The sequence below is a fragment of the Actinoplanes sp. NPDC026623 genome (assembly GCF_040638275.1).
In the GTDB taxonomy this organism is placed as follows: domain Bacteria; phylum Actinomycetota; class Actinomycetes; order Mycobacteriales; family Micromonosporaceae; genus Actinoplanes.
This window is the reverse complement of sequence record NZ_JBEZXZ010000076.1, coordinates 1-14,539: the sequence shown is the minus strand read 5'-3', so window position 1 is coordinate 14,539 and position 14,539 is coordinate 1. Positions and strand designations below refer to the sequence as shown.

The window sequence follows — 14,539 nt, the reverse complement described above, 5'->3', positions numbered from 1 at the left end:
GGCCTCCCGGTCGGTGGAACAGACGAGCGTCATCCTATTCGGATTCGGCAGTTGGAGGCAGATGTGTCTGGTGATCGAGGGCCGCTGAGCGGCCTCAAGGTTGTCGAGCTGGCGGGGATCGGGCCGGCGCCGTTCGCCGGGATGCTGCTGGCCGACCTCGGCGCCGACGTCGTACGGGTGGACCGGCCCGGATCCGGCTCGCCGCTCGCCGGCGACCCCCGGTACGACCTGCTGAACCGGGGCAAGCGCTCGGTCGCGGCCGACCTCAAGCAGGACGGCGACCGCGAACTGGTGCTGTCGCTCGCCGGCCGGGCCGCCGTCCTCATCGAGGGCTACCGGCCCGGCGTCGCCGAGCGGCTCGGCGTCGGCCCGGAGGCGGTGCTCGCCCGCAACCCGGCCCTCGTCTACGCGCGGATGACCGGCTGGGGCCAGGACGGCCCGCTCGCCGCCAGCGCCGGGCACGACATCACCTACCTCGCGATCACCGGGGCGCTGCACGCGATCGGCCGCGCGGGCGGCCCGCCGCAGGTGCCGGCGAACCTGCTCGGCGACTTCGGCGGCGGCGCCCTCTACCTGGTGGTGGGCGTGCTCGCCGCGCTGCGCGAGGCCGAGCGCACCGGCCGGGGCCAGGTGGTCGACGCGGCGATCACCGACGGCGCCGCCCACCTCACCACCCTGCTGCACGGCCTCAGCGCCGAGGGGCGATGGCAGGACGCCCGCGGCGTGAACTTCCTCGACACCGGGGCGCCGTTCTACGACGTCTACCCGGCGTCGGACGGCGAATACCTCGCGGTCGGCGCCCTGGAGCCGCAGTTCTATGCCGAGTTCATCCGGCTGCTCGCGCCCGCCGCCGACCTGCCCGCCCAGTACGACCGGGCCCGGTGGCCGCAGCTGCGTGCCGGGATCGCGGCCGCGTTCGAGACCCGCACGCAGCGGGAGTGGGCCGCGATCTTCGAGGGCACCGAGGCGTGCGTGGCGCCGGTGCTGTCGTTCGCCGGGGCCGCCCGGCACCAGCACCTGGCGCGGCGCGGAACCTTCGAGACCGTCGACGGGGTGCGGCAGCCGGCCGCGGCGCCCCGGTTCTCGCTGACCCCGCCGGGACCGGTCGGGCGGCCCGCGCTGCCCGGCGAGCACACCCGCGAGGTGCTCGCCGACTGGCTGGCGGGCGAGCGGGCCTGAACCGGGCAGAGTGCGCGGGGGTGGCGTACCGTGAAATTGTCGCTCCGGATCGTCGGCGGTGCCTCGCCGGAGCCGGAGGCGGCCACGTCACGAGTGCCAGGTCCTCGTCGCGGCGAGATTCCCGATCGCGAGACCTTCGGCGGTCTCCGCATCCGGCACGCCCACGCGATCGGTTCTCCCGCGCTGCGACCCGGCAGCAGGTCAGAAGGGAGCACACGATGAGCACATTCACCGACCACGACGCGGAACTGCTCCGCCCGGAGCTCGGCACCGGTGATCCGCTCGTACCCGGCCACGGCCTCACGCCCGGTCCGGACAGCTGGGAGTCGCAGCTGCCGGCGCCGGCGCCCACCGGCCACCGCGTGACGCACGACCGTCGCGGGCACGACCGCTACACCCGGAACCGGCGCTACGGCACCGCCGGGCCGGCCAAGGCCGGCCAGGCGCCGTTCCTGTGGATGACCGACAACGCCGACGGGGTGACCGGCGAGGCGTTCGACGAGCAGTGCGCCGCCTCGATCGCCAACGGCTCGCGGCGCCGCCCGGATGTCGCCGCCGGCCCCTTCGGCGCGGATTGCGCCGGCATCGCCCCGGCGGGCGTGGAGCACGTGGGCATCGACGTCCCGGTGTTCCTGCACGCCTGACCGCCCGCCGCCCGGCGGTGGGGCGTCAGCCGCGGCGGAACGGGCTGCGGCGCATGGAGCGGCGCTGCAGCAGGCCGGCGAGGGTGTCGCCGTGCGAGTGCGCGTCGTGCGAGGGGTGTGCCCCGAGGCGCGGATCGCCCTGCTCCTCGGCGCGCCGCGCGGCGATGCCGATGATCCAGCCGGCCACGTCGGTGCCCGGCGCGGTGTGCTGCTCCGCGGAGTGCCACGCCTCCAGGAAGGCGGCGGCGGCGACCTCGCGGGCCCGGTCGCCGTCGAGCACCGCGTGCACTGTCGCGTGCACGTCCGGCGCGAGCGCGTGGTAGAGCCGGGTGAAGGCCTCCCGGTCGGCCGCCGCCGACCGCCGCAGCAGCATGAGCAGGCGGGCGGGTTCCCGGCGGTACTCCGTCAGGAACACCACCCTGGTCATGATCGCCGCCCGGGGGACACGCGCGGACGGCGAAGGCGTCGTGGCGATCGTCCGATCATGATGCCTCTTCCCAGGTCGCGATGAGCGTACCGCCCGGAGCGCGACTGCACCGGGCTCGGTGTGCCTCGTCCGGTTCCGGCGCGGCCGCGTTTCATCGATATATGTGAACTCCTCTTTACGTTGCCGTCATGGCTTGGTAACTTCCTGTAACAACTTGCAAGGCCTTGCAGGAAGTTGTGCCGCACAAGCCCAGGTGCAGGGCCGCTCTTCGCAAGACGTTCCATGAACCGGTTCGATCGTGACCCTGCGGTGCCCCCGCCGCGGGGCTTCCCCGCGCCCTGAGGAGCCCTCGGTGAAGGTGAGCATCAGAAAACGTCTCGGCCTGGCCCTGGCGGTGACCCTGGCCGTCGCGACGTTCGGCTTCGTCGCCGCCGCGTCCGCCGCGAGCAGCGTCACCGTCTACTACCAGCGCCCGACCGGCTGGACCACGGTCAACATCCACTACGCCCCGTACGGGGGCAGCTGGACGGCGGTGCCGGGCGTGGCGATGCAGACGTCCTGCACCGGCTGGCTGGCGCGCACCATCGACCTCGGCGATGCCAATGGGCTGCAGGTCGTGTTCAACAACGGCAGCGGCGTCTGGGACAACAACAACGGCGCCAACTACAGCCTCGGCACCGGCGACGTCACCGTCGCGGCCGGCCGGCCCGGCACCGGAAACCCCTGCGCGACCAGCTCGCCGACGCCGTCGGCCGGCGGCTCACCGACGGCGACACCCGCGCCGACCGTCACGCCGACGTCCACCCCCGGAGTTCCGGCCGGCACCCCGCTCGGCGGCGACCCGCGCGAGGACTCCATCTACTTCGTCATGACCGCCCGCTTCAACGACGGCGACAGCGCCAACAACCGCGGCGGCAGCCAGAACGTGAAGTCGGGCAACGCCGCCGGCAACGACCCGATGTTCCGCGGCGACTTCGAGGGCCTGATCGACAAGCTGGACTACATCAAGGGCCTCGGCTTCTCCGCCATCTGGATCACGCCGGTGGTGCTCAACCGCTCGGACTACGACTACCACGGCTACCACGGCTGGGACTTCTACCGGATCGACGGCCGCCTCGAGACGGCCGGCAACACCTACCAGGACCTGATCGACCGGGCGCACGCCAAGGGCATCAAGATCTACCAGGACGTGGTCTACAACCACAGCTCCCGCTGGGGCGCCAAGGGCCTGTTCACCCCCACCGTGTACGGCGTACGCGACGCGCAGTGGAGCTGGTACTACGACCAGAGGAACGAGGGCTTCGCCTACGACGGCTCGACCGTCGAGCCCGCCTCGGGCAAGTCGTACTACAACGGCGACGTCTGGTCGACGACCGAGCCGGTCGGCAACACCTGCCTCAACTGGGGCAAGCCCACCGGGGGCAGGAGCGCCGAGGGCTACACCCTCTACAACTGCCAGTGGCCGAGCCCGACCTCCGGCATGTTCCCCGCCGAGTACTACCACCGCTGCTGGATCGGCAACTGGGAGGGTGAGGACGCCCGCAGCTGCTGGATCCACGAAGACCTGGCCGACTTCAACACCGAGAGCCCGGTCGTCCAGAACTACCTGATCAACGCGTACAACCGGTACATCGACATGGGTGTCGACGGCTTCCGGGTCGACACCGCCGTGCACATCCCGCGCAACACCTGGAACCGGCGCTTCCTGCCGGCCATCCAGCAGCACGCGATCGCCACGCACGGCGAGAAGGGCAAGGACTTCTACGTCTTCGGCGAGGTCGCCGCGTTCGTGCACGACAAGTGGAACCGCGGCTCGGTCAACCACTCCGCGCAGTTCTTCACCTGGAAGGAACGCAAGGAGTACAGCCCGGACGACATCCTGGCGGCCGCGGAACAGTTCGAATACGAGAACCTCATGGGCCCGGGCAACCAGCCGACCAGCACCAACGCGTTCCTCAACGGCAACACGTACCACGCACCGGACCACAGCAGGTTCTCCGGCATGAACGTGATCGACATGCGCATGCACATGAACTTCGGCGAGGCGAGCAACGCCTTCTACAACGGCAAGGACTCCGACGACAGTTACAACGACGCCACCTACAACGCCGTCTACGTCGACAGCCACGACTACGGCCCGAACAAGTCCTCGGTCCGCTACGCCGGCGGCACCGACGCCTGGGCCGAGAACATGAGCCTGATGTGGACGTTCCGGGGCATCCCGACGCTCTACTACGGCTCGGAGATCGAGTTCCAGGCCGGCAAGCCGATCGACTGCGGACCGTCCTGCCCGCTGGCGACGACCGGACGCGCGTACTACGGCGACCACCTGGCGGGCTCGGTGACCGCCAATGACTTCGGCGTGGTCTCGAGCGCCTCCGGCGCGGTGGCGACGACCCTGGCCCAGCCGCTGGTCAAGCACGTGCAGCGGCTCAACCAGATCCGCCGGGCGATCCCGGCCCTGCAGAAGGGGCAGTACTCGACCGAGGGCATCTCCGGGACGATGGCGTTCAAGCGCCGCTTCACCTCCGGCGGCGTCGACAGCTTCGCGCTTGTCGCCCTCTCCGGGACGGCGACGTTCACCGGCGTCCCGAACGGCACCTACGTCGACGCGATCACCGGCGCGAGCCAGACCGTCGGCAACGGCACGCTGACCGCGACCGCCTCCGGCAAGGGCAACCTGAGGATCTACGTGCTGAACCTGCCCGGCAACCCGGCGCCCGGCAAGGTCGGCACGGCGGGCCCCTATCTGAAGTAGTGACCGGACCAGGTCCTCCGGCGGGCGATCGGCGACCTCCTTCCGGGGAAGCTGGTCGCCCGCGCGGCGCCGATGGTGCCGGCGGTGATCGGATGGCTTGATCCGCCCCGGGTGCGCGGCATTCCGGCGGGGACCGCGTCTGCCAATTTCGGGTCGCGACCTGGCTGGAGCCGCCGGGTGCGGCGTAGCATCGGGACCACCATGGACCTGCACTGGTGGTCGATCGAGGTCTTCGACGGCGCGGCGCTATCGGCGGCGCGCTGGCAGGACGCGCACGGCAGCGCCCTCACCGAGGCGGCCGTCACCCACGGTGCATACGAGTGGCAATGGCACCGGCATTCCTGGGGCGTGCTGTTCGAGATCGGCTTCCGCAGCGACGAGCAGTGGTATGTGTTCCGGGATCTGCCGGCCGTGCACGCCGCGCTCGACGCCGTGCCCGACCCGGTCAACGGCCTGATGGTCTACCCGGGCCGCGGCGGCAGCTCGGGCCGGGTGCGGCCGCGCCGGCCGCGGCCGGTGATGGGCGCCGGGGCGGCGGAGTTGCCGATCGAGCCCGAGACGATCGCGGCCATCCTCGCCGAGTCCCAGCCGCCGGTGACCGCCGCCGGTGTGCTCGCCGCCTGACGGACCCCGGGCGGCAGCGCCCGGCGCAGGTCGACGGCCCGGATACCTCTGGCCCGAGGCCAGGTTGAAAAGGCTCGTCGGCGACGAGCGACGCCTGGCGGACTGCGGCAGCGCTCGGCGGAGGTAAGGTGCCCACTCGGCGGGTCACGGCGGCGCGCGAGGAGAGGGCCGGGCGATATGCAGGCGTCGGAGTTCCCGCGTGCGGTGGCCGCGGTGCTGTCGGTCGCGGCATCGGCCGGTCTGCGGGCCGACGACGCGATCGTTCTTCATGACTCGAACAGGCTCACTCTGCGCCTGGTGCCCTGTGACGTTCTGGCCCGGGTGGCGCCCGTGGCGCATCAGGCCGCGCAGTTCGAGATCGACCTTGCCCAACGGCTCGCCGAGTCCGGGAGCCCAGCGGGCACGCTCGAGCCTCGGGTGGAGCCACGCGCCCACGAGCGTGACGGCTTCGTGGTCACGCTGTGGCGTTACTACGATCCGGTGACCGCGCCGCAGGTCGCACCGGCCGACTACGCCGACGCGCTCGGGCGGCTGCATGCCGGGATGCGCAAGATCGACGCCCCGGCGCCGCATTTCACGGATCGTGTCGAGCACGCCCAGCAACTCGTGGCGAACCGCGATCTCACCCCCGCGCTCGCCGCCGAGGACCGGGAACTGCTCGGCAGCACATTGCGGAGCCTGGGGCGGGCGATCGGCGAGCACTGCGGCGCCGAGCAGTTGCTGCACGGCGAGCCGCACCCGGGCAACGTGCTCACCACGAAGGAGGGGCTGCTGTTCATCGACCTCGAGACGTGCTGCCGCGGGCCTGTCGAGTTTGATCTCGCCCATGCGCCCGAGGAGGTCGGCGAGCACTATCCGGGTGTCGACCACGGCCTGTTGCGCGAGTGCCGGATCCTCGTGCTGGCGATGATCACGGCGTGGCGCTGGGACCGCGGCGACCAACTCCCCGACGGGCGGCGGCTGGCCGGGGAGTGGCTCGGCCGGATCCGGGCAGCGCTCGACCGCGACGGACTGATCCGCTGACCGCTACCGCACGGTGCCCGGGAACGCGTGCGTTCCCGGGCACCGTCGCGAGCGGCGAGCCGTCAGCCCCTACAGGAGCGCCGGTACGGGAGCTCGGGAATGTAGGTGGCCCATTCGCCGGCGTCGAGGCCGCGGCCGGTCATCGCGCAGGCATATTTGGCCGGGTTCGGAAGGATGCTGTGCAGCTTCGCGTAATTCCACAGCGTGACGGTCCCGGTTTGTTTGACGCCGGTGGTGTTGGCGGCGACGACCAGGGTGCGCCCGTCGCGCTTGAACAGCACTCCCTGCACCGTGTTGCCGGGGCCGTGCATCGAGACGAGCCGGATCGGTACCACGGGGTTGGTGATGTCCCACAGGAACACCTCGTCGGTGCTGTCCCCGGTCGCCAGGGTGTGCCCGTCCGGGCTGAAGGTCACAGTGGTCACCGGGTTGTTGTGATCGGTCAGCCGGGCGAGCCGGCGCGGCCGGGCGCGGTCGGTGACGTCCCACAGCATCGCTGTGCCGTCCTGGCCGCCGCTCGCCACGGTGCGCCCGTCCGCGCTGAAGGCCACCGACAGCGCGGCATCTCCGTGGCCGGTCAACCTGCCGACCCGGGCGGGGGCGGAGCGGTCGGTCACATCCCACAGCGTCAGTGGCCGCTCGCCGCCGCCGGTGACCAGGTAACGTCCGTCCGGACTGAAGGCCAGCGCCGCTCCGAACCAGACGTCGTCGCTCAGGGTGGCCAGCAGGGCGGGACGGGTCAGGTCGGCCACGTTCCACAGCAGCAGTCTGCTGGGCGCGACGACGACGGCGAGGGTGCGCCCGTCCGGGCTGAACGCCATCGAGTTCGTTACCGACTGCGAGGCCAAGGCGGGGAGCACCACCGGCTGTAGCGGGCGGGTCAGATCCGTCAGCGTCACCTGCGAATCCCGTCCGACGGCCGCCGCCGCGCGGCCGTCGGGGCTGAACGCCACCGACCTGACAACTTTGTTGCCGCGGATCGTCAGGTCGGTGTCCCGGACCGGCCGGGCCGGGTCGGTGACCTTCCAGGAGCTCGCCGTGCCGTCGGAGCCGGCGGCGACCAGCGTCCGTCCGTCCGGTCGCAGCGCCATCGTCCGAATCGGCCCTTTGGGGATGGTGAGCGCGGCGATCGAGTCCGAACTACCGAAGGGCCTGGTGTTCCAGAAGGTCGCCGTCGCCGTGCTGTCGCCGGTGACCAGCCTTCCCCCGTGCTGGTCGAAGGAGACCGTGTTGATCGCGCCGTTGGCCCGCGCGTTGATGACCGGCGTGGGCTTCGTCCCGCCGGTCATGTCCCACGCCATCACCGTGCCGCGGTCGCCGCTGACGGCCAGATAGTGTCCGTCCGGGCTGTACGCGATCTTGTTGAGACTGGTAGGGCCGTGCAGTCTCTTGAACGGTTCGTTGTCCGGGTCGTCGGCGGGGTCCATGTCGTCGTCGGGGAACTCCGGCGGCTCCGGCAGCTCAGGCGGATCTTGCATGAGCCGGGCGGTAGCCGGACCGCTCAGGGCCTCCACATACACCTCGCCGTCGGGGAGCCCGAGCGCCAGGTTTCCGGACGGATCGATCGCGATCGTGGACACGTGCGAGGAGGAGATTTCGCGGACGCCGAAGGGGCCCGCCCGATCGGTCACATCCAGGGCGACCACGTCTATGCCCTCGTTCACGACCAAGGTGCGTCCGTCCGGGCTGAACACAAGGTCCTTCAACAGGGCAACGCGCGTCGAGTAGGGCATCTCGTACGTGCCGAGCTGCCGGGGCCGGGATCGATCGGCCAGGTCGAACAGGGTCATCTCCCCGATGCCCTTACCCACGGCGAGGGTGGTCCCGTCCCTGCTGAACGCCACCAGTTGCACGTAGCCGTCGCGCGGCAGCGTGGCGAGCCGGTCCGGATGGGACCGGTCGGTCACGTCCCACAGGACCGCCGCGCCATTCGGGTCGACAACGGCCAGGGTCCGCCCGTCCGCGCTGAGCGTGAGCGAGGTGCTCCCCGAGACCCAATCGCCGAGCGTGGCGATCCGGGCCGGATTCGCAGGGTCGGTCGCGTTCCACAGCGACACCCTGCCGTCAGCGCCGAGGGCCGCCAGGACGCCTTTCGGCCCGTAGACGGCCGCTGTCACGTCGCTGATCGTGCCGGCGTAGCCCGTCGCCGTGACGATGCCGGTGACTTCGCTGCGGGTCTCGAGGTCGGGCAGGACCGCCTGGGCGGCCGCCCCCAGCATCAGGGCCGTCTTCGGATCGCTGACGATCGTCGCCCTGGCCTGAGTGGTCAGCCGTCGACTGATCGCGATCCGCTGCTGGTGCTCCGCCTTGGCCTGCTGCTTCTTGGCCTCCTCGGCCGCCTCCCGGGCCTCCCGCTGCTTCTCCTCGGCGATCTTCGCCAGCCGCCGCGCCTCCGCCTCCAGCCGCTGCGCCTCCTGCTCCAGCTGCTGCGCCCGCGCGGCGGCCTCCTTCGCCAGCCGCTGCTCTTCCCGGGTCCGCGTCGCCGCCTGATCGGCGATCTGCTGCTGCCGCCGCGCCTCGGCCCTCGCCCGATCCGCCAGGCTCTGCTGCTCCTGCGCCACCTGCTCCGACCGCTGCGCCTCGACCGCCGCGGCCGCCGCCCGAACCTGCTGCTGCCGCGCCACCTCCTGCTGCCGGCTCGCCTCCTCCGCGGACCGCACGGCGCTGCTGCGCTGCACCTCCGCCGCCTGCTGCTGACGCAACGCCTCCGCCGCCGCGGCCGTCGCCCGGTCCGCGTTGCGAACCGCCGACACGCTGCTCAGCCCCGCCAGCACAGTCAGCACCACCAGCGTCGCCACCGCCCCGGACCGCAGCCGGCGCGCCCGGCGATGCTGACGGACGTCCTCACCCTCCAACTCGTCCTTGCTCACCCCGTGCATCGGGGCGGCCAGCTGGGCGATCGCGTCCCGGAAACGGGAATGCTGCAGGCTGAGATGCTCGCTGCCCCGCGCCCACCGCAGATCCAGGAACAGCGGCTCCTCGGCGAACACCCCGCGCAGCGCCTCGGGGACCGCCGTCGAGTCCTCGGTGAAGTCGTGACGCTCCCGGTCCCACGCCCACTCCCCGTCGGTCACCACGGGCAGGATTCGATCCGCGGACTTCGTGGCGATCCAGTGCTCGATCTCCCGGTTCACCCAATGCGACTGCGCGGCCTCGGGCGAGGAGAGCAGCACGAAGTACTCGGAACCGTCCAACGCGGTCTGGATCGAGGACCACAGCCCCGGGGTCACCGCCAGCCCGGTCTGATCCCGGAAAATCCACAGGGCACGCCGACGATGCCAGGGCTTGGCCAGGCGGTGCAGTCCCCGTTGCACGGCGGGAGCCAACCGCCCGTCAGCGGCATGGCTGTACGAGATAAACCCATTGAAGGCCATTACGGATCCCCCGGCGATCGGCGCGTTCGGCGACGACAGATTGTCGCCTGCCTTTGCCTCATCGGGAAGCCCGGAGACCGTATCGTCATGATGCCCATCGATCTGGAGGGGCCCGGTACGGACATCGATGCGCGGTTCGAGGATCCTCAGGCGAGCGGCGGTGACGGTGATCACCATGACCCGTCCGGATCCAGGTGCGGCCGGCAACCGTGCGGGCCGGGGCAGGCGCACGGTTGCCGGCCGGACGGATCAGGCGAGCGGCGTGGTGACGGTGAAGGACGCGTCCGCCTTGAGGGTGGCGCTGCCGTCGAAGCGGTCGATGCGCAGCTCGTAGTTGTAGTGCCGGAGGTAGAAGCCCGGGTAGTTGTAGGACTCGAACGAGGTGGTGCCGGTGCCGGACAGCCCGGCCCGGGCGCAGAAGGTGGCGTCGTTGCGGAACGTCGCCGTGCCGTCGTTCGCCGCCAGCACCAGGCGGTTGTTGTAGTGCCGCAGGTAGCGGCCGGCCGGACTGGCCGACTGCAGCGAGTAGCAGTTGCCGTTGGCCAGCCCGGCGCCGACGGCGAAGGTCGCGGACTGGCGGTCGGCGGCGCTGCTCGCCGTGCTCAGCGGGTCGATGTAGCCCAGATTGTCGCGGTGCCGCACGTACCGGTCGGGGAAGTTCGCCGAGCGCAGCGACCGGTTCCCGGTCGGCACGGCGGTGCTGTCGCCGACGTTCTCGCGCAGCACGGTGAAGTGCCGCACGGTTCCGGAGAGCCCGGGCAGCTCCGTCTTCGCCGACCAGGTGTTCAGGTCGGTGCTGTCCGCGTAGTAGTAGCGGCCCGCGCCGTACTGGTCGAAGTAGAGCCGCCAGGCGCCCGACGGCAGCTGCACCAGCGCCGGGCCCTCGAGCCCGGAGCCCCAGCCGGCCCAGTTCCCCGTACCGGTGAAGGTCCACGGCCCGGTGAGCGACGTCGCCGTCGCGTGTTCGATGTACTTGGTGGTCTCGTTCTTGAGGTAGGCGTGGTAGGTGGCGCCGGAGCGCACGACGAAGGTGTCGATGTGGTTCGCCGGGATGCCGATCGCGGCCCGCGCGCTCCAGGTGGACAGGTCACTGCTGGTCGCGGTGATCCGGTACGGCTGGAACTGCCCCGCCGTGCCCGCCGTCGACGCGGAGAAGATGACGTGGATGCTGCCGTCGGCGTCCTTAACCCACTCCGGCGCCCAGGTGCTTCCCGTCGAGCCGTTGAGCCCGACGGTGACGTTGCGCAGGAAGGTCCAGTTCACGTGGTCGGCGCTGCGGGCGAAGCCGATCGTGTCCCCGGTCCAGTTCGTGGTGTAGACGAGGTAGTAGTAGCCGTCGGTGTGCCGCATGACGCTCGGGTCGCGGATCAGCCCGGACGGCGGCGTGTACGCGTTCGCCCGGATCAGGCTGTAGTCGGTGGCGTTCGACGAGTCGTAGACGTACATGTTGGACTCGCTGGAGTTGGTGAACGCGGTCATCAGGTAGTGCGGTGCCGGGCCGGCCGCGGCGGCGGGGGCGGCGCCCAGCCCGGCGAGGCCGGCGCCGCTCAGCACGCCGCACAGCGCGGCGGCCAGGATTCGTCGGTGCCGGCTGACGTTCCTCACGTGCCCTCCAGATGTGAACGTTAACAATCGCGGTGGCGTTCATCTCAGCGCAATACATCGATCCACGTCAAGGTCGTACGGCCCAGTCCTGCACGTCGATCTGGCTGCCGCCGTAGCGCGGCGCGAAGATGCTCAGCGTGCCGAGGGCGCGCAGCCGCTCGTGGTCGATCAGCGGGTCGGAGTAGTAGATCGCCCCCGAGGTGTACCGCAGCGCCCAGTCCGTCCAGCCGGAGGCCTTCGAGGCGGTCTGGATGTGCAGCTTGCGGGTCGAGGAATCCCCGCTGGCGACGTAGAGGTTGTCGCCGGAGTCGACGCCGATGTCGCCGCGGCTGGACCGCTCGAGGAACGGCGTGTAGGTCTGGTGCCAGACCTTCGACGCCTTGTCCCGCCAGTAGTGCACCAGCACCGCGCCCTCCCGGGCCGCCGTGAAGTCCGAGTTGCTCGCGGCCGCCGCGGGCAGGTGCGACGCCAGCACGTGCACGATCCCGGCCGCGTCGACCACCTGCGACTCCTGGTTGATCAGTCCGCGGTTCTGGCCGATCGACCAGACCCGCAGGCCGGCCGAGTTCGAGATCAGCGGCGTGCTGCCGGTCGTCGCGACGACCGACCCGGCGTTGTTGCGCCAGGTGCGCCCGTCGTCCTTGCTGTACGCGTAGAACAGGTCGTGGTTGGTGCTGGCGTTCGAGGTCTCGCGGACCGTCCACGTCGCGTGCAGCAGCCCGGTCGAGTCGTACTCGAGGCCGAACAGGTAGGCGTTGTTGTTCGCCGCGGTGCCGTCGATGAACCGGCCGACAAAGGCCCACGACCCGGACGCGTACTCGTAGAGCACCTCGTCACCGGCGCCGCTGGTGCCGGTCCGCAGCGCGAGTTGCAGCCGGCCGGCAGGGGTGGTGAGGAACTGCGGGTAGGTCAGCGTCGGCATGCTCGCCCCGGTCAGGGTCGACTGCACCGCGCCGAAGCTGGAGGCCTGCCAGGCCGCGGTGTCCGGCGAGGTGGCCAGCCCGGCGACGGATCTGCGGTACCGCAGCGCCGAGGAGTGCATGTCGAACGCGAGGTGCAGGGTGCCGTCCTGCCGGGAGATGCCGATGCTGATGGTGTTGTGCGAGTCGGTCGAGGTGGTCGCGTAGTCGGTGAGCCGCAGGTTCTGCCAGGCGCCGGACGGCAGCCTGCGCCGGGACAGGTTGACGTATCCGCTCTGGTCCCAGAACGCCGTGTACTGCCAGCCGGCCGCCGTGGTGATGCCGTCCTGCTGGAACGACTCGCCGTTCATGTAGCCGGTGTAGGTCAGCGCGGTCCGGCCCGTCGTGGTGAGCACGGTGACCGACGTCTGTGTCACGGACGGGGCCGCGGCGAGGGCGGGGGCGCCCGCGAGTACGGCGGCGAGCAGCAGGATCGCGGCGAGCATGAAACGTTTCATCGATCGACCTCGAATGGCTTCGACGGTGCCCGGAAGTTTCCGAGACGTTAAGCCGAATCACCGAATGCAGTCAAGGCTGTCTATGCCTGCGGCGACGCTCACCAGGTTGCGGCCGCCGCGCTTCGCGGCATAGAGGGCCGCGTCGGCCCGGGCCGGCGCCGGCGCCGGATCGCTGCCGATCGCGGCCGTCGCCACGCCGAGGCTGACCGTCACCGGCAGCTCGCCGGTCAGCGGCGCCCAGTGCTGCTCCGCCACCGTGCGCCGCAGCGCCTCGAGCCGCAGCAGGGCCTCGGCGTCGTCCTCGCCGGCCAGCACGACCAGGAACTCCTCGCCGCCGAGCCGGGCCGCGAAGCCCGGCGCGGCGGCCTCCTGCAGCAGCGCGGCGACCGCGACCAGGACCCGGTCGCCGACCTGGTGCGAGCACACGTCGTTGATCCGCTTGAAGCGGTCCAGGTCGACCATCGCCACGACGGCCGGCGACCGCGCCAGCAGCGCCGGCAGGTGCTCGTCGACGTACCGGCGGTTGTGCAGGCCCGTCAGCGGGTCCCGCCTGGCCTGCTCCCGGAACCGCTCGGCCTCGCGTCGCGCCTCCGCGGTCTCGAACATCGCGTGCCGGGTGCGGGCCTGCGCCGCCCGCTGCTGCGAGATCAGCCGATGCTCGGCCTCGTGGTACTCCTTGTGCGCCGCGAAGGCCAGCGCGAAGTCGCCGCGCGCCGCGTGCAACTCGGCCTGCTCCTGCACCACCCGTACGCCGATGCCGGCCAGGTCGCGCTCCCGGCACAGGGCGGCGCACCCGTCGAGGCTCGCCTGTGCCGCCGCGGTGGCGCCCTGGTGCCGCTGTGCGACCGCGAGGGTGAGCAGGAATTCGGCCATCGAGTCGGCGTCGTCCCCGCCGGAGAGCGCGTGCGCCACCACGTTGTCGCAGGCCGTCCTGGCCGCGTCGGCGTGCCGGCCCAGCGCGATCTGAATCCGGGCGAGGGTGTCCACCGCGTCCGGGCTGAGCCGCCCGCCGGCCCGTTCGGTCGCCTCGCGCAGCCGCTCCATGGCGCCCCACGCCCGCTCGGCGTCGCCGCATAGATACTCCGCGTAGGCGAAGTTGTTGAGCACCACCACCAGCGTGGCCTTGTCCGCCAGGCCCACCGCGAGGTGCTCGGCCTGCCGGTACCGCTCGCGGGCGTCGTCGAGCGAACCGGCCATCGCCAGGTCGTCGGTGAGCTTGACCAGCATCACCGCCCGCAGCTTGGGCGGGGTGTCGTCGTCGAGGAACTCCACGGCGTGCAGCGCGTGCTCGAGCCCGGTGGCGGTGTCGCCGAGATTGTCGTAGATCGCCGACAGCAGCTGGTGGCTGCGCGACAGCAGCGGCCGGTGCCCCCGCTCGTCGGCCCAGCTGTTGGCCTCCCAGCACATCCGGGCCGCCCGGGCCAGGTCGCCGCCGCGCCGGTGCCCCCGGGCAGCGCGCAGGGCGGCGAGCATGCTCGCCGCCCTGCG

10 protein-coding genes are annotated in these 14,539 nt (G+C 71.4%); 5 read left to right on the top strand and 5 right to left on the bottom strand.

Features of this window, described 5'->3' with window-relative positions; all coding sequences use genetic code 11:
- Nucleotides 1-63 precede the first annotated feature (63 nt).
- Nucleotides 64-1,179, top strand: coding sequence for a CaiB/BaiF CoA-transferase family protein (locus tag AB0F10_RS22600; RefSeq protein ID WP_360628219.1), 1,116 nt, complete (start codon nucleotides 64-66; stop codon nucleotides 1,177-1,179).
- A 218-nt stretch (nucleotides 1,180-1,397) separates the two neighbouring features.
- On the top strand, nucleotides 1,398-1,823 hold the full coding sequence (locus tag AB0F10_RS22595; protein ID WP_360628216.1) for a hypothetical protein: 426 nt from the start codon (nucleotides 1,398-1,400) through the stop codon (nucleotides 1,821-1,823).
- 25 nt (nucleotides 1,824-1,848) lie between these two features.
- On the opposite strand, the gene AB0F10_RS22590 is transcribed toward AB0F10_RS22595, so the two are convergent.
- Nucleotides 1,849-2,250, bottom strand: coding sequence for a hypothetical protein (locus AB0F10_RS22590; protein ID WP_360628213.1), 402 nt, complete (start codon nucleotides 2,248-2,250; stop codon nucleotides 1,849-1,851).
- 358 nt (nucleotides 2,251-2,608) lie between these two features.
- On the opposite strand from AB0F10_RS22590, the gene AB0F10_RS22585 reads away from it, so the two are divergent.
- The 3 genes from AB0F10_RS22585 to AB0F10_RS22575 all read left to right on the top strand — a co-directional run bounded on the left by AB0F10_RS22585 (nucleotide 2,609) and on the right by AB0F10_RS22575 (nucleotide 6,655).
- A complete protein-coding gene (locus AB0F10_RS22585; protein ID WP_360628210.1) occupies nucleotides 2,609-5,008 on the top strand; it encodes an alpha-amylase family glycosyl hydrolase in 2,400 nt (799 codons plus the stop codon).
- 201 nt (nucleotides 5,009-5,209) lie between these two features.
- Nucleotides 5,210-5,632, top strand: a complete 423-nt coding sequence (locus tag AB0F10_RS22580; protein WP_360628207.1) for a hypothetical protein — start codon at nucleotides 5,210-5,212, stop codon at nucleotides 5,630-5,632.
- Nucleotides 5,633-5,809: 177 nt separating this feature from the next.
- The gene (locus AB0F10_RS22575; protein WP_360628204.1) at nucleotides 5,810-6,655 is read left to right on the top strand and encodes an aminoglycoside phosphotransferase family protein; all 846 of its coding nucleotides are present in this window, start codon (nucleotides 5,810-5,812) and stop codon (nucleotides 6,653-6,655) included.
- A gap of 62 nt (nucleotides 6,656-6,717) precedes the next feature.
- On the opposite strand, the gene AB0F10_RS22570 is transcribed toward AB0F10_RS22575, so the two are convergent.
- The 4 genes from AB0F10_RS22570 to AB0F10_RS22555 all read right to left on the bottom strand — a co-directional run.
- The gene (locus AB0F10_RS22570) at nucleotides 6,718-10,029 is read right to left on the bottom strand and encodes a TIR domain-containing protein (protein WP_360628201.1); all 3,312 of its coding nucleotides are present in this window, start codon (nucleotides 10,027-10,029) and stop codon (nucleotides 6,718-6,720) included.
- A 249-nt stretch (nucleotides 10,030-10,278) separates the two neighbouring features.
- Entirely contained in the window at nucleotides 10,279-11,634 is a 1,356-nt protein-coding gene (locus tag AB0F10_RS22565) for a glycoside hydrolase family 43 protein (protein ID WP_360628198.1), read from the bottom strand.
- Nucleotides 11,635-11,701: 67 nt separating this feature from the next.
- Nucleotides 11,702-13,051 carry a BNR repeat-containing protein gene (locus AB0F10_RS22560; protein ID WP_360628195.1) on the bottom strand — a complete coding sequence of 450 codons (1,350 nt, stop codon included), beginning with the start codon at nucleotides 13,049-13,051 and terminating at the stop codon, nucleotides 11,702-11,704.
- 57 nt (nucleotides 13,052-13,108) lie between these two features.
- The coding region (locus tag AB0F10_RS22555; protein WP_360628192.1) for a GGDEF domain-containing protein at nucleotides 13,109-14,539 on the bottom strand (1,431 nt) is incomplete at its 5' end.

Coding starts and splice junctions, on each gene's coding strand:
- AB0F10_RS22595 (WP_360628216.1), top strand. CDS start 1,398: ATGAGCACATTCACCGACCACGACGCGGAACTGCTCCGCCCGGAGCTC.
- AB0F10_RS22590 (WP_360628213.1), bottom strand. CDS start 2,250: ATGACCAGGGTGGTGTTCCTGACGGAGTACCGCCGGGAACCCGCCCGC.
- AB0F10_RS22580 (WP_360628207.1), top strand. CDS start 5,210: ATGGACCTGCACTGGTGGTCGATCGAGGTCTTCGACGGCGCGGCGCTA.
- AB0F10_RS22575 (WP_360628204.1), top strand. CDS start 5,810: ATGCAGGCGTCGGAGTTCCCGCGTGCGGTGGCCGCGGTGCTGTCGGTC.
- AB0F10_RS22570 (WP_360628201.1), bottom strand. CDS start 10,029: ATGGCCTTCAATGGGTTTATCTCGTACAGCCATGCCGCTGACGGGCGG.
- AB0F10_RS22560 (WP_360628195.1), bottom strand. CDS start 13,051: ATGAAACGTTTCATGCTCGCCGCGATCCTGCTGCTCGCCGCCGTACTC.